Origin of the sequence: Criblamydia sequanensis CRIB-18, from assembly GCF_000750955.1 — a bacterium.
In the GTDB taxonomy this organism is placed as follows: Bacteria; Chlamydiota; Chlamydiia; order Chlamydiales; family Criblamydiaceae; genus Criblamydia; species Criblamydia sequanensis.
Map to the genome: position 1 here is coordinate 14,086 of NZ_CCEJ010000011.1, position 15,899 is coordinate 29,984.

At 38.2% G+C, this 15,899-nt stretch carries 12 protein-coding genes and 1 riboswitch; of the genes, 9 read left to right on the plus strand and 3 right to left on the minus strand.

All coding sequences use genetic code 11. The features are described from left to right. The first annotated feature begins 125 nt into the window (after positions 1-125). Positions 126-1,862 (plus strand): alpha-glucan family phosphorylase, encoded by a 1,737-nt coding sequence (gene glgP / locus CSEC_RS10830; protein WP_041018506.1) that lies wholly within the window; start codon positions 126-128, stop codon positions 1,860-1,862. On the opposite strand, the gene queC is transcribed toward glgP, so the two are convergent. Further along, positions 1,835-2,506, minus strand: coding sequence for a 7-cyano-7-deazaguanine synthase QueC (gene queC, locus CSEC_RS10835; protein WP_053332016.1), 672 nt, complete (start codon positions 2,504-2,506; stop codon positions 1,835-1,837). The genes glgP and queC overlap by 28 nt on opposite strands. Continuing rightward, the gene (locus CSEC_RS10840) at positions 2,503-3,162 is read right to left on the minus strand and encodes a radical SAM protein (RefSeq protein WP_041018507.1); all 660 of its coding nucleotides are present in this window, start codon (positions 3,160-3,162) and stop codon (positions 2,503-2,505) included. Before CSEC_RS10840 ends, queC begins: the two co-directional genes overlap by 4 nt. Before the next feature lie 143 nt (positions 3,163-3,305). Here CSEC_RS10840 and CSEC_RS10845 point away from each other — a divergent pair, with 143 nt between their 5' ends. From CSEC_RS10845 to CSEC_RS10855, 3 genes are read left to right on the plus strand one after another with little or no spacing between them, the layout of a single operon-like run. Further along, complete coding sequence (locus CSEC_RS10845; RefSeq protein ID WP_041018508.1) at positions 3,306-4,298, plus strand: malate dehydrogenase; 993 nt, start codon at positions 3,306-3,308, stop codon at positions 4,296-4,298. A 28-nt stretch (positions 4,299-4,326) separates the two neighbouring features. Then, complete coding sequence (locus CSEC_RS10850) at positions 4,327-5,508, plus strand: citrate (Si)-synthase (RefSeq protein WP_041018560.1); 1,182 nt, start codon at positions 4,327-4,329, stop codon at positions 5,506-5,508. A 36-nt stretch (positions 5,509-5,544) separates the two neighbouring features. Continuing rightward, positions 5,545-6,384, plus strand: coding sequence for a hypothetical protein (locus tag CSEC_RS10855; protein ID WP_041018509.1), 840 nt, complete (start codon positions 5,545-5,547; stop codon positions 6,382-6,384). A gap of 47 nt (positions 6,385-6,431) precedes the next feature. On the opposite strand, the gene CSEC_RS10860 is transcribed toward CSEC_RS10855, so the two are convergent. Beyond that, positions 6,432-7,466, minus strand: coding sequence for an NAD(P)/FAD-dependent oxidoreductase (locus CSEC_RS10860; RefSeq protein WP_041018510.1), 1,035 nt, complete (start codon positions 7,464-7,466; stop codon positions 6,432-6,434). 108 nt (positions 7,467-7,574) lie between these two features. On the opposite strand from CSEC_RS10860, the gene CSEC_RS10865 reads away from it, so the two are divergent. From CSEC_RS10865 to CSEC_RS10885, 5 genes are all read left to right on the plus strand, one after another. Continuing rightward, positions 7,575-8,156, plus strand: coding sequence for a hypothetical protein (locus CSEC_RS10865; protein WP_041018511.1), 582 nt, complete (start codon positions 7,575-7,577; stop codon positions 8,154-8,156). Next, on the plus strand, positions 8,157-8,933 hold the full coding sequence (locus CSEC_RS10870; protein WP_041018512.1) for an MBL fold metallo-hydrolase: 777 nt from the start codon (positions 8,157-8,159) through the stop codon (positions 8,931-8,933). Between the two features lie 60 nt (positions 8,934-8,993). Next, positions 8,994-9,110: riboswitch (TPP riboswitch) on the plus strand. An 81-nt stretch (positions 9,111-9,191) separates the two neighbouring features. Next, entirely contained in the window at positions 9,192-10,448 is a 1,257-nt protein-coding gene (locus tag CSEC_RS10875; protein ID WP_041018513.1) for an MFS transporter, read from the plus strand. A 138-nt stretch (positions 10,449-10,586) separates the two neighbouring features. Then, the gene (gene hflX, locus CSEC_RS10880; protein ID WP_041018514.1) at positions 10,587-11,897 is read left to right on the plus strand and encodes a GTPase HflX; all 1,311 of its coding nucleotides are present in this window, start codon (positions 10,587-10,589) and stop codon (positions 11,895-11,897) included. 103 nt (positions 11,898-12,000) lie between these two features. Beyond that, positions 12,001-15,741, plus strand: a complete 3,741-nt coding sequence (locus CSEC_RS10885; protein WP_041018515.1) for a hypothetical protein — start codon at positions 12,001-12,003, stop codon at positions 15,739-15,741. Positions 15,742-15,899: the final 158 nt, after the last annotated feature.

The following is a 15,899-nucleotide window of genomic DNA, read 5'->3' on the forward strand; positions in this document are numbered from 1 at the left end:
TCTATCGTGTTTAAATTAAACTTTATTCTAAAAAAACTTTTGAGTTGAATTAAAAAAGTATAAATATTTATTTATTTAAAAATAAGCTATTTATACACAAAAAACCTTACTCATGGTGCTAAGTTATGTCTAACGAAAAGAGTAGAAGCATTGCTTATTTCTCTATGGAAATTGCTCTAGAATCAGCTATGCCTACTTATAGCGGCGGTTTAGGCGCCCTTGCAGGGGATACAATACGTTCTGCAGCAGATCTTAGAGTACCTATGGTTGGGGTTAGCCTTCTTTATAGAAAAGGGTATTTCTTTCAGATCTTTGATGAAGAGGGCAATCAATCGGAAAAGCCTGCAGAATGGGTGATTGAGAATTTTCTTATTAAAACCCCGGGCAGGGTCACCCTTAATTTAGAAGGGCGAGAGGTTATAATTGAAGCCTGGAGGTATGATGTCCTCTCAGCGCATGGTTTTGTGATTCCGGTATATTTTCTTGATACCGATGTAGAGGGTAATGATGAAGAAGATCGAGTCCTTACCCATAAGCTTTATGGTGGAGATGCAAGGTATAGATTATGCCAGGAAGCCATTCTCGGCATGGGCGGGGTCCGTATGCTCCGTAATTTGGGCTACAACAATCTTCATACTTTTCATATGAATGAGGGCCATGCAAGCTTATTAACTGTCGAGTTATTGGAAGAATCCGCAAGACAAGAGGGAAGGTCTGAAGTTGATCAAGCAGACATTGACAAAGTAAGAAGAATGTGTGTTTTTACAACCCATACGCCTGTCCCAGCAGGCCATGATCAGTTTCCCTTAGAGCTTGTAAAAGAAGTCTTAGGCCAGCGCGAAATCTTCGAGCTAAAAAACGTCTTTTGCCATGAGAGCATGCTCAATATGACCTATTTAGCCTTGAATTTAAGCGATTATGTCAATGGTGTGGCGAAAAGGCATGGTGAAATTTCAAGGTTAATGTTCGGCGGCTATGCGATCGAGGCCATCACAAATGGCGTCTACGCACCTTTTTGGGTATCTCCTCCTTTTCAGGAGCTTTTCGATCGTTATATCCCAAATTGGAGGGATGATAATTTTGCTTTTCGCTATGCCTTAAGCATTCCTTTAGAAGATGTTTGGCGCGCCCACTTAGAAGCGAAAAAATTGCTTGTCGATTATATCGCTCGGAAAACAAACATTGCTTTAGATATGCATGCTTTCACGATTGGCTTTGCAAGACGGGCGGCAGCTTATAAAAGAGGTGATCTTCTTTTTTATGATATCGAACGATTAAAAAAAATTGCTAGATACCATGGCAAAATTCAGATTATTTATGCCGGCAAAGCGCACCCAAATGATAAGGAAGGAAAAGAGCTCATCAGGCGCATATTTAAAGCAATGGATGAGCTGAAAGAAGACATTAAGGTCGTTTATCTCGATAATTATGACTTAAAATTGGCAAGACTATTAACGGCCGGATCTGATATTTGGCTAAATACGCCGAGAGCTCCGATGGAAGCCTCGGGAACAAGCGGCATGAAAGCTGCCTTAAATGGGGTTCCCTCGCTAAGCATTTTAGATGGCTGGTGGATAGAAGGGTGCATAGAAAATATCACCGGATGGGCGATCGGAAAGGCTCCGAACGGAGATGATTTTGATTTTGAACAAAATGGCAATTCAGAAGATCAAGAGGACGCGATTTCTCTTTTAGATAAACTTGATAATGTTATTTTGCCCATGTATTACGGCGATAGGGAAGATTTTATTCATGTTATGCTAAATGCTATCGCCTTGAACGGCTCTTTTTTTAATACGCAGAGAATGGTTCAACAATATGTTCTTAATGCCTATTACAGGTATCGAGCCCTTGCTGACTGATCCACATTTTTGAAGCCTTCATTTCTAAGTCTGCAAGATAAGCATTCTTCGCAGCTTAAGCCCTCTTGGCTTGGTGAATAGCAGCTGAAAGATAGTTCTATGGGTGCTTTCAGTTTTTTTCCAAGCTGAATGATCTCGCTTTTATCCAGATGAACCAATGGCGTGCAAAGCTTTATCGGTTTTCCGAGATTGGCATTTTTTGAACCTATATCTAAAACCTTTTGAAAGGCCGAAATAAATTCGGGGCGGCAATCGGGGTAAGCATTGTAGTCCAATTTGTTGGCGCCATAGTGAATCTCATTTGCGTCTATGGTTTCTGCAAAACCCATGGCAAAAGCAAAAAACAGGGTATTTCTTGCAGGGACATAAGTCGTCGGAATATCATTTACTTTTAATTCTTTTATCTCACGGCTTACCTCGCCATCTCCTATAAGACTAGACCCCCTGAAACAATCATTTGGCAGCTTTAGCGTTTTTATTGTTAAACCATAATGAGAAGCTATTTTTTGAGCCGAACTAAGTTCGACAATGTGCCTTTGGCCATAATCAAAGCTTAAGAGGAAAACTTGTTTTTTTTCTTCGAGGGCCTTGGCAAGTAAAACAGTCGAATCAAGTCCGCCGCTGAAAAGAATAATCGCTTTCATACCCCTTTAGTATCCTTTGACCAGATAAATTTATGGATTTGAAGATTAAGCCTTACCGCGATTTTATCTCTTTTTATCCAATCTATCAGCAGTTTTGAATCCAGCTCATCGTGGACAGGAGAGAATAGCGGCTGTTTTTCTCTTTCAAATAGACCGAATTTTCGACAAATATCCAAAGAATAGCGATAGTCAATTTCGTCTTTGATCACGAATTTAACTTCATCATTATTTTTTAGATGGTTGAGGTTTGAGAAAAGATTTTTGGACTCCATTCCGCTTCCGGGGCATTTGATATCAAGAATGATAGCGACTTTTTCAGGTACCCTTTGAGTGCAAAGCGAACCGCTTGTTTCAAGGGAAACTATATAACCAAGGTCTATTAACGCTTGCATTAGAGGGTAAACGTTTTCTTGAAGCAATGGCTCACCCCCTGTGATACAAACCCATTTTAAATGGTTTTCTTTCACTTGTTTTAGAATTTCTTCGAGGCTATAGGCATCTCCTCGGCCAAAAGAGTAGGGAGTATCGCACCATGTGCATCTTAAATTGCAGCTTGCGAGCCTAATAAAAGTCGTTGGAAGACCGCTAAAGCTTGTCTCTCCTTGCACGCTTCCAAAAAGTTCAATAAGTCTTAGTGTTTTTGTATTGGTTTCCATACAAGATCATTTTTTAAAAAAAGATATTGTAAATCATTCACCAATAATAGAAAAGAAATTAGAAAGAGAGAAAGCTAGAAAGTAAACAGTAAAATTGGCAAATTTTAAAAAAAGCAAAGAAATAATTTAAAGGGGTAAACAGCATGGAAAAAAAGCTGATGAGGGTTGCGGTAACCGGGGGCGCCGGTCAAATTGCCTATAGCCTTCTTTTTCGAATTGCCTCAGGGGAGCTCTTTGGTAAAGATCAGCCTATTGCTTTGCAAATTCTCGAAGTTCCGGAAGTTTTAACTCAACTTGAAGGAGTTAAGATGGAACTTGAGGACTCAGCCTTTCCTTTGCTCAAAGAAATTACAATAGGGAGCGACCCTTATACGATTTTTGAAGAGGTGGAATGGGCCATTCTGATTGGGGCAAAACCAAGAGGACCAGGAATGGAGAGAAAAGACCTTCTTTTGGAAAATGGTAAAATTTTTGTTGAACAGGGTAAAGCGTTATCAGAGTCAGCTTTAAAAGACGCTAAGGTTCTTGTAGTTGGAAACCCTTGCAATACGAATGCCCTTATCACTCTCGACAATGCGAGGAATCTAAAAAAAGAACATATTTTTGCAATGACCGCCCTTGATCAATCAAGAGCTGAAGGGTTTCTTGCAAGTAAAGCGAATGTTGGCGTCAGTGAAGTTAAGAATATGACGATTTGGGGCAACCATTCCTCAACCCAAGTCCCCGATTTTTATAATGCTAAAATTCATAGTAAAAGCGCAGCCGAAGTAATTGGCGATGAGGCGTGGTTAAAAGATGTTTTCATCCCAAAAGTGCAAAAGAGGGGAGCTGAAATTATTAAAGCTCGAGGAAAGTCCTCTGCAGCCTCGGCCGCAAATTCGATTATCAGAACGATTCAATCCATCATATATCCCTCTCATCCGGGAGATAGCTTTTCACTTTGCATTTTTAGTGAAGGCAATGAGTATGGAATTGATGAAAATTTAGTTTTTTCTTTCCCTTGCCGATCCCTTGGCGGCGGAAACATTAAAATCGTCTCTAAAATGAAAATGAATCCTTTTCTTGAAGAAAAAATTAAATTATCTGAAAAAGAGCTTATAGAAGAGCGAGAACTTGCATTTGCAAAAACCATCTAACAAAAGAGCTTGCGAGAGAGAAACGAATATGGCAGAACAACCTCAACTATCCGAAGAAGTTCTTTTTACAATTAAAAGGGAAAACTTAGACTCAGGCCTAAGAGGTTATCCTGTTGGGTATTGCACCTCATCTTCTGTGGATCCGAATAAGGGGCTTTTTTACGTCGGCAGAAAAGTGCCCGATCTTGTTCATTGGGAGCCTGAAAAAGTCATTTTTCTTCTTTATTATGGCTATGAAGGGACGGATCAGGAAATTAAAGCTTTTAAAGAAGATTTGAAAAAAAGGGCGCCCCTAAGCGAGAAGACCATTCAGCATATTAGACAGCTTCCTAAAGATGGCCATCCCATGAAGCTATTTTCAGCAAGCCTTCTTGTGCTTGGGATGATCGAAGGCAAAAATGACTATCATGAAGATTGTTTGAATGTGATAGCCAAAATTCCTCTTCTTGGAGCAGAAGTCATTAATTATCATGGTGGTTTTAAGGGAAAACCCTTTGATCCAAACCTTGGCTATATGGAAAATTTTGCCAATATGCTGGGGGGACCGTCTTCCGGAAGCCCTGATTTAAAAGAGGCCCTGACTCTTTTTAACATCCTTCACTATGACCATGGAGGAGGGAACCTTTCTACTTTTATCGGCAAAGGAGTAGCATCAGGGCTTGAAGATATGTATGGCTCGCTTGCAGCTTCTATGTGTGCGCTAGCCGGGCCAAGACATGGAAGGGCCAATCAAGATTGTCTTGAGTTTACAGAAAAAGTATTAAATGAAGTCGGCGAGAATGCAACAAACAGCCAAATTGAAAATTTAATCAGAAAACGATTGGCTGATAATGAACTTATTTTTGGTTTTGGGCATGCCGTCTTAAGAGTTGAAGACCCAAGAGCCACCATTTTATATGAGCTGGCAAAGAAAAAATATGCCGACAAGCCTCTTGTAAAAATTGCTTTAAAATTGAAAACCGAAGGCACAAAAGTACTTTCGGAAAACCCTAAGATTTCAGACCCTTTTCCAAATGTGGATGCCATATCAGGAACGATTCTTTCGGTTAGCGGTTTTCCTTATCCTGAATACTTTACTATTCTATTCGGGATTTCAAGATGTGTTGGCATTGCAAGACAAATTGTTTATGAAAGGCTTGAAGCTAGGGATAAAAAGGGAACCCCTATTTATAGACCAAAATATCTTTACAAATCTCGTGAAAGCAACTAATCTTTTCTAAAGATAAAGACAACAAAAGAACTACTTATGACTTTTGATGAATTACGCCTAATTTTTAACCGAGCTTTGAAGTACTCTTTTAACCTTCGAAAAAATGCCGTGGTCTTCGGGGTTCTTTCCCTAGCCGGACTTCTCTTTGTTTTTTTTAGGAGCCTCTCGATCGGTGCCGGTAGATGGTTAAGCCTAAGCTTGACTTTCCTCCCCATATTCCTGGGGGCGGGTCTCCTGCTTTCTTTAGGGGTTTTTTTAATTCGTATGTATCATGATGAAATTAAAGGCAAACCCATCGGGATTAAGGCTTTATTTTCGAAATCCTGGGATGTCATTTTAGGTTCAAGCTATTTCTCCATACCTATTGTCTTGCTATACTTAATCTTATGGATGATTCTTGGCATTTTTGTGCTCCTAAGCGAAATCCCGCTCCTCGGGCCATTTTTCTATGCCATATTGGCGTTTGGTCCTTTTCTTATAAACTTTTTATCCTTGGTTCTTTGTATCTTAAGCGGAGCGCTTCTTTTTTTTGTGGCTCCTTCTATTGCCTTAAGAGGCTTAAATGCTCTTAAACTCTCCCAGACTCTGACGGCTCGTTTTAAAGATGATGCTTTTACGAACATCTTTTTAGCGATTGTCGGGTTTCTTCCCTTTGCCTTAATGCTATTTTTCTTGATGCTAGCCGCTGAAATGAGTGGAAAACTCGCTTTTAACCCGCCTCAATACCCTGCTTTCGCAGCTTTGCAATGGTTTTTCATGATGATTCCCTTTGCTGCGTTATTAGCTCCTGCCGTGACTTTTTTCTTTAATTTTTCTGCAGAAGCGCATGTCATGATGAAAAATCGATTGAAATCGGAGCCTAACCCTCAAAAATAGACTTCTTTTAAGAGAAGTCTAAAAAATAGACTTCTTTCAAAAGAAGTCTAATAGGTTCGTTTACAGCTTAAATCCTCTAAGATAAGCTTGGCTAACATTTCTCCTAAAAACGAGTGGTAGAGAAGCCCTTTGGAGCCAAGGGCAACAAAAGCATAAACCTTACTTGAAATCTGTTTAGCAATTGGAAAGTGGTTTGGAGCAGTAAGCCTTATGCCGCTTTCAACTTTTACAGGTGTTTTCCCGGCAAGAGGCGGATAAAGCTCTTTAATAAGGGGCATCAAATGAGTATAGGCGAATTCTAGATCGGCTGTATTATCCTTATTGTTTCTCTCAAAAGTCGCCCCTGCATAACAGGTTTTCCGCCCCTTTTGCATAACGATATAGCACTTTGAATTCAGAGCTTTTGCCAAAGGGGTCCACTCGCTCGGCCAATCAAAAATTAGTCCTTGTCCTTTTACAAATCTCAAAGGAAGGGAGCTAAGCTCTTGAAAGCTCGGGCTATAGCTTCCTGAGGCTATCACAATGGCGTCAAAGCCGGTTAGCCGACTAATATCCTCACCTTTTTCTTTAAGAAAAATAGCATTTCCAGCCCTTAATAGATTTGCAAGACCGTCCAAATAGCTTGGCACATCAATGGCAAGAGCCTCTTCTATGTAAAGGGAAGGGGCGTAGGGTGCGCCTTTTACCGTTTCAATGGTTTCTTCAGGGCTTAGCCATTTTAAAGCGAGATGAGATTTATTTTTTTCATAAGACTTTTTAAAGGGGTCTACTTGCTCTTCTTTTGTCGCTACACGCAAAATTCCCTTATGCAAAATACAACTGTCAATAAGCTTTTGATCCACAGTTTCGATAAGTTTTTTTGAGGAGTAAAATCCTTCCAATCCCTTCGGGCTTAAAGAGGCTCTTGCGCCTCCAAGGGGATGCAAAAGACCCGCTGCCACTTTTGATGCTCCGCCTCCAATTCCTTCCGGATCAAAAAAAGTCAATTCAAGAGAGGGCAAAAGGGAACTTAGATGATAGCCGAGAGCAAGCCCTGCAATACCGGCTCCTAGAATGGCTATTCTTTTTTTTTTATTCTGCATGAAAATAAGTCGTGCTTTTGATAAAACTTGTTTTTCCAATTAAACTTATATTTTAGTTAAGTGAATAGGATATCGTAATTAATCAATCATTATCAAGAGTTTGAAGAAATGGATCCCAATATTTCCCCAAATGTCAGAAAAAATATACGCAACTTTCTGATGGTTCTTTTCTCCGCTGTTGTCTTTGGACTTTTAATCTCTCTTTTCTTTGTTATTTACTATAGCCCTTTAGAAAAATATCGAGCTAAGGATACCCTGATTTCACCCAAAACGGCCGCCTCTTTAAAATTGAATCTTCCTATTGATTCAAAACAAACAGCCACTTTTTCCTTTAGCGGAATCAGCTTCACCTATAAGGAAAATAATTCCCAAAAAGATGTGACCCTTCCTGTCAAACTTGAGGATTATCATAAGTTTTACGATTCATTAAACCATGACTTAAGTGAAACTAATAAGGAAACAAGAGAAATCCCTTTTCAAAATGGGCTATCGGCCAGTATTGATATCAAAGTGAATGACCCCTTCTCAAACCACGAAAAGGTGCTCCAGCATATTGAAATCGGTAAGTTCGGGGATCATTACAGGGTTCAGCTTTTTCAAGATAACAAGCAAGAGCCATGGGCTTATTTTTATCACCCCGGCGTTCTTCAAGAAGCAAAGTCCCTATTTATTCAAAGCGGGTCTCAATAGATGGAATCCACTTTTTTATTTTTGGGGACAGGAGGCTCGCTTGGGGTGCCTGTTGTCGGATGCAGCTGCCCCATATGTTTATCTCATGATAAAAAAAATAAACGGTTAAGGTCGTCGGCTCTTATAACCACTCGAAACAAAAAATTTTTAATAGATTGCGGCCCAGATTTTAGACAGCAAGCGTTAATACATGGCATCAACTCAATTGATGGTTGTCTTATAACCCATATCCATCATGATCATACCGCAAGCATTGATGAGCTTCGCGTATTTACATTTACAAATAAAAAATCTTTGCCTTGCTTGATGTCACCTGAAACTGCCTCTGACATTAGAAGACGTTTTGATTATCTTTTTTTAGAAAGTGAAAGGGAAAAAAGGAGCCTTTCCATTTTAGATATTCATGAGCTTCCAAAAAAATCAGGAAAGATAAATTTTGAAGGAGTTGAGGTTATCTATGTCGGATATGAACAATCGGGCACATCTGTAACAGGCTATCGTTTCGGAGATCTTTCCTATATTTCTGATATTAAAATCTATGATGAGGATATTTTTGATTTTTTAAAGGGGACAAAGATTTTAATTGTATCTGCTCTTCGGTTTACCCACTCCAATTTGCATTTTTCTGTGGATGAGGCTATCGATTTTTCCAAAAAAATCGGAGCTTCAAAAACTTTTCTCACCCATCTTTCCCACGAACTTGATTTTGAAAAGACCTCCGCCTATTTGCCGGATAACGTACATTTAGGCTACGATGGCCTTTCTTTTAATTTCTGAACCGCTGCCTTTATTGATTTAAATCGCTGACTTGATTTAAACTTATTTCAGAAAATCAAGTTTAATCACCAGGGGTGCTGAAGCTTTTCTCACGAATGGGAAATGTTTTTAGCTGAGAGAGTCCCTAACAACCTGATCCGGATAATACCGGCGGAGGGAGAGTGAAGATGTTCCCAAAAGCATCCTTTTATCGGCTTTTAAAAGCCATTTCCAAATGCTGTAAAGAGAGAAATAATTTTATATTTTCAGGCGGTAGAAATGTCTGAAAATATTCTAATTCCCGAGATCAAGAAGAAGGCTTCTCTGCCAAAAGAAGTTTTTATAGGTTGGCTCACAAGCTTATCGGAAGCTTATAACACTGCTATTTTTAGTTTCCTAGCCCCGATGCTGGCTCTTTTCTTTTTTCAAAATGAAAATAGTTTTACGTCCCTTTTCTTTTCTTATAGTTTTGTTTTTTTAGGCTCCTCTTTGTTTTATCCCCTGGGCGCTTTTTATTATGGAACTATGGGCGACGCGAAGGGAAGACAAAAAACTTGCGTCTATTCCACCCTTGGACTTGCAATTTCAACAGGGCTCATTGCTTTTATTCCCGAAGGCACCTATGGTGCTTTCTTCCTTCTTATCCTTATTTGCGCGCAACATTTTTTTTCAGGCGGGGAATACTATGGCTCGATTGTGTTTTCGATTGAGCATGCAGACAAAGAAAAAAGCGGGATTTTAAGTGCCTTAAGCTGTCTTTTTGCAAGTTTTGGACTAGCGCTTGCCAACGGCCTTGCGTACTTTCCATTATTGAAAGGCAATGAACTTTGGATGAAAAGCTGCTTCATTATTGGAGCTTTAGGGGGGATGGTAAGCTATCTTCTAAAAAACTATTGTCAAGAAACTCCGGCTTTTAAATCCTTACCCTTATTGGCGGGAAAAGAAACAAAAGTCTTTGAATTCATAAAAAAAAGAAGCAAAAGCCTTTTAAAAGTTGTTATCGTTTCAGCTCTATTTATTATTTCTTATAATTTTATTTTTATCTTTCTCCCTTTACATCAAAATGGAAGTGAAACAAGCGATTCTTTTAAACCTCTGATTTTTTATGGTTTTAGCATTCTCTTTGCAGGATTTCTAGCTGATAGATTCGGTTTAAAGCGGGTCTTAATGTCCGGAATTCTTTTGTTTTCCCTAACAGTGACCCCTCTTTGCCTTTTTAAAATGGATTTATGGGTTAGACAGATTATTCTAACGTCTTTTGCCTCTCTTATTATAGGGCCCATTCATAGCTTTATGATGAATCAGTTTGAACCAAAAGAGCGCTGCAGAGGTCTTTTCATAGGATCTGCCATAGCTATGTCCTTATTCGGTGGAAGCACGGTACCGATTTGCTTACTACTTTTCTTTAAGTTCAACTCTTTGGCGGCAGCCTCTCTTTATCCAATGTCCATAGGGGCAGCATCGTTTATCTATCTTTATCAAGAGATTGAAGATTGCGGCATACGGATTGTAAAGATTCCGGCCAAGTCCGCCTAATCCTTAGGATAAGCGAGGAAAAAACTTGTTAATCAATTCTTTAAGCAATCAAAGGCTGTTTGCTTTCAAATAGCCGCATCCCTTACCATATAAGCGTCTCATTAACATAGTTCTTTAAGGAAAACCCCTATAACACATATGACAAATACTTTTTTAAAAGACGAGTCCCAGTTCAAAAAAAAGAATGCTCTTCTTGTTTCAAGCTATCAAGATTATAAAGAGAAGGAACTATGTTTAGAGCACCTGAAAGAACTTCATTTGCTTTGTGAAACTTTTGGTTTATACCCGCTTGATCAGATGGCTTGCCACTTAAGAAATATCTCTTCGGCCACCTTTTTAAGTAAGGGGAAGCTTGAGGAGATAAAGGAAAAAGCTCATGCGCTTCAGGCAGATGTTATAGTCTTTGATGATGAGATAACTCCTGGCCAGCAAAGAAACTTGGAGAAGCTATTAGAAAAACCTGTCATCGATAGGACCGAAATTATTATTGGTGTTTTTGCGGATAGAGCGGAAACTAAAGAAGCAAGACTTCAAGTTGAATTGGCTGAACTTAAATATCAGGCTCCTCGTCTTAAAAGGATGTGGACGCACCTTTCAAGACAAGCGGGTACTGCAGGCGGCGGCAAGGGAGGGGGAGGAGGCTACCTTAAGGGCGAAGGCGAGAAGCAAATTGAAATCGATAGGCGTATTCTTAAGCGTAAAATTGCTCAGCTTGAAAATGAAATTGCAGAGGTTCGAAAAACTAGAAATGTTCAACGGGCTCAAAGGGAAAAAACGGGAATTCCGGTGTTTGCCATCATTGGGTATACAAATGCCGGCAAGTCGACTTTATTAAATGCTTTGACAGGCGCATCAGTTTTTGTTGAAGATAAGCTTTTTGCCACACTTGATACGACAACAAGAAAATTTACCTTGGATAATAACCAGGAAATCTTATTGATCGATACGGTAGGTTTTATCAGAAAATTGCCTCACCATTTGGTGGCAGCCTTTAAAAGCACTCTTGAAGAGGCACTAAGAGCAGATATCTTGATTCATCTAATTGATTCGAATCATAAGATGTCCTTAGAACATGCAGAAGTGGCTACAGATGTTTTAAAAGAACTCGGGGCTAAAGATAAACCCATTATTACAGTTCTAAATAAGATTGATTTAGCTTCAGAATCCGGGCAAATCTCTAAACTTCGTCTTCAATACCCTAAAACAGTTAGGATTTCAGCTCTCAAACAGATTGGGTTTGAAGAATTAAAAGAAGCCATTAAACAGGAGATTAAGTCCTTAAGACAAAAGATGCGGCTTAGAATCCCTCAAAATCAATACCATCTTGTTAGCGAAGTTATTCGAGAGGGGACTGTTTTATCTCAGGAATATGATGAAAATGACATTCTAATGGAGGTGAATTTGCCTCATCGCCTTGCAGGAAAACTAAAGCAATATGAGAGGAGTTAGACTTCTTTTTAAAAGAACCCTAGATAAATTTTCGTTTTAATTGACCTCTTCTTTCTAAAGATGCTAGAAAAGAAGCTATCTTAAATCAAAGGCAATTTTTTAAATGGCATCACTAAATTCCATCGGGATCCGGGAAACATCCGCACACTCATTAGAGGATCCAAAAAATGAAAATGCAAGTCCCATTTATACTCTTGCTAAAAGAGCCCTTCTTTTTGGCACATCAAGCGGTTTGTCACTGATAAAAGCAAGCTTGATCACCTCAAATTTTGAAAAAGAGATTGACCTAGAGCTTAACAGGATCATTAAACTTTCTCCGCCTTCATGGCATTTATCAAAGTTTTTACACCTCGTATTCCAATATGTTTCACCGCACCTTGTGAAAGCTTTACTTAATTATTTGCAAAAAAGCCATGCCGATAAGTCTATCCTTAATCATTTTGTAAACAGCCAACGCACTTCCCTGGAAAATTATGCCATTTTTATTTTTCTAAGATTATCCGGCAATCTCATCCAATTTTATAAAAACGAAGATGTAAGAAATAAAGAAGAGGATGTTTTTCTAGGAACTTTAGCCTTTTTTTTTCGATTTCTTAAACAAAAGCTAAAACCCTTACAAAGCGAGCTTAGAGCCCTTGACGGAGAGGTATGTGAAGAGGCTAGAAGAACAAAACTTGAAATAATAAGACCTGTCTCGGAAGAAGTTTTAAGAATGCTTGCACCGGAAGATCATTTTGAGCTATGTCCTGAGAAAGGAGTCGCTCTTAAATTGCTCTTGGCGCCTTATTTTTGGACCTTCGTAAAAGAAACCGGCTTTCCTCAATTGATTTTATTTTTAGATCAATTTTTCTTTGGCGGGCTTCCTTTAGATAAGAAGGAAAAAGAATATTTAAAACTGCCGGGCGGCGAGCTGCTTTTAAAAGCAGTACAAGGGACAGTTGATGCTTTTTTTACGCAAATTAATTTTGCGGCTAGCCCTATTTTTGCACAAGTGATTGATCTTGGTATTAAGTTCATTTTACCTAACCTTTCAACCTCTTTAATACACGATTGGGTTAAAACCCGGGTGATGCGAATTCACCAAGTCGACCCTAAAGCTTTCCAATTTGTTTTAAGTGCTATTAAGAAACAGATAACTGCGCTAATAATAAAGCTGTCGCTTGCAAAAATTGATCAAAAAAAAATTAAGAAAGAAGGCAGTCTCTATAAATTCTTTTTAGACTCCTTTGTTAAGCGGGGAGAGTTTTCCTTTGACTTTCTAACATCCGAAGAATTTTTGAATAAAAAAATCCAATCGATTCTGGAGCCTTTCTATTCCTTTTCGAGCCACCCCAAAGTCATGGATGAGATTTTTGATTTATTAAAAGGAATTTCTCATTCATTTTGTAAATTTGCTGAAGAGCAATCTCGGTTTTTTGAATCGGAAGAGCAGGTCAAAAATCAACTTTGCCTGGCCTTATACAACAAAGAAATTTTTTTAGATTTGGCAAAGGAAGGTTCCAGTAACTTATTTAAGGAATTTCTTGAAGAAATCAGTGAAGTAAAAAGAGAGGATTTGAAAGATCGATCGCGTCTTTTTGAACTGACAGGCACAGCAAAAATTGTTAATGAAGTAAATAAATTTTTGGAATATTTAAGTAAAAATGCGGTTTCAAACCTCTTTAACGGGGACTTAATCGCTTTATTATCAAAAAGCAATGAGGCCTTCCTTTCAACAAATGAAAAAAAATCTTTTCAAGAGTTTCTAAAGCTTTTAGCAAACTCAAATGACCCGTCTCTTATTAGCTTAAGAGCTCTTTTAGAAAAACAAACGAGATTATTTTTTTTGCGCGGCTTAGCGGTTTTAATAGAGAAAACTCCTGACTTATTGGATGAAGGAGAATCTTCTAAAGAATTTTTTTTAGTGAATATTTTTTTCTATCTGATAAAACTTTTCGAAAAAAGAATAAGGTCTCTAAAGGATCTTTTCGATGAGGATAATGCGGAAGAAAAGAAAGCTGCTTTCATAAATTTATCGAAAGACTTTGCATCCTGGGTATTAAAAGAGCCTGAAACTTGCGAAAACACACTATCAAATAACATGGGGGCTTTTCTTAGGGAAATTGTCGAAACAAAAGTTCTTCCGCAGGTTTTAGAAGAGCTCTTATGGCACTCCTCAAAAAGGCTTCGCTATATAGAGGATTTTGACACAGAGTTAAAATCCATCTATGGAACAAATTACCCATCCGAAGCTTTTCATCTTTTAGAAAGTTTTTTATTGGAATTTCTTCCTCACCTTTTTAGGAGCAGGAGCGAAAAAATATCCGAATTTTTTATGGAGGTGCTATTAAAAAATTTAAAACCCATACCTGATTTCGAGCCGGCCTCAAAAATTGTTTCCGATAACAAATCTGACCTTTTAGCTTTTCTAAGTAAAAATTTTTCAAGGCTTGGTCAGCTTAATGAAGCCATAACGCTTACTGCAGAGAAAAGCAATAGTATAAAAGCCGGATATTCTTTCTTTGTAAGGTATGTCCTTTATGAGGGCTTGCCTAACTTTATTAACTTCAGTCATAGATTCAAACTTATCGATAGGGAAATACAAAATAACTCCGATTTTATTTTACCTGTGGTTATTAGAGTTTTAGATTTAGCGGCAGATCACTTTCGCCACATCAATAAAGTGACAAAAAGATTAAATAAAAAAGCAGCCTTTGATGTCACTCAAACTGAAATGCTTTTAGGTTTTAATGTGAAAGTGCACCCGGCTCTTTCCCTTGATCCAAAAGCTTCCTCCCAAGAGATTGACAAGATTAAATTAGATAAATTCTATCGACCGCTAACTAAGAACTTATTTGCCCTTTGCAATTCAACAAAAGAAAGTCTTTCCGTACACCCCTTGCTGCAAGGCCCCATCTTTAAATTTGTGGAAGAAGACCTTTTCCCCATGATCCTTTATGAGGTATTAGACTCTATTTTAAAGCCGGCGACTTTAGATACTTTTACAGCTCGGGCTTTATCTTCAGTACAAAAATCTTTTTCTTTAGTGATTCGAGAAGCCGAAAAAGAAGAAGAGGATAATTTAATCGAAGATGAAAAGCAAAAAGAGTTGAATCGAGCTTCAGGCGCTTTTGTGCTTCAGCTGATTGAACTTATCCCTAAAACTCTAGGAAAATCCCTTTTTAAAAGTGATAAAATTAAAAATTTGACTGCCGAGAAAGTAGGCCGATCAATTAGAAAGCTTTTATTAAAAAAAATATCCCTTATAGAATCTGTGAATACAACTTTTCGAGATGGACTTGCTCTCGCGCATCCCGGACAATTTGAAGGGGAGAGAGAGAAAGCCTCTTTTAAAACGCATCGGGTTAAAACACTTGCTAATGGAGAAACGGAGTTAGAGCCTTGTCCTCCTTCTTTTAATTTTCCGAAAACAGAGGACGCTGTAAAACAGAAAGATGCTGAAAATCAAAAGAATTCGTTTGAAAAAGAAAAGGAATTACAACGCCTTATGGCCGATACTTTTATGAATCAATTGGAAACTGCTATTTTTGGATTTATAGACAAGAATTGGACTAAATTCCAGGCGGATCTAGATCAAACAATAAAAAAAGCCTTTGGACATGTGGGCTTAAAGATAAAACGCATTTTAGACCTTGTTTTTTGCCTTGTTTTTATTAAAATCATAGGCACGATACTCAAGTTAATTTTTCTTCCCTTCTATAAGATTTTTTGGGGCTTGCTCTATTTACACGCTCTTGGAAAAGCTCGCGATATTCTTCTAGGAATGCATATGCCTGTGCATGAGTCTTTATTTTATAAGGCAACAGAGGCAATAGTTGAGGATTTTAAAAAAGCTTCCCATTAGAAGACCTTATAAAAATCTATATAATAATAAATAAACACAAAAAAAATAATTTTAAATCCTTCCGTGTATTTCTAAAAAGACCCATGTAAAATCATTTCTGACATTTAAAATTTACATAAAATTAATTTTAAACCTATTCTAATGGCTTTTTTTCTAAT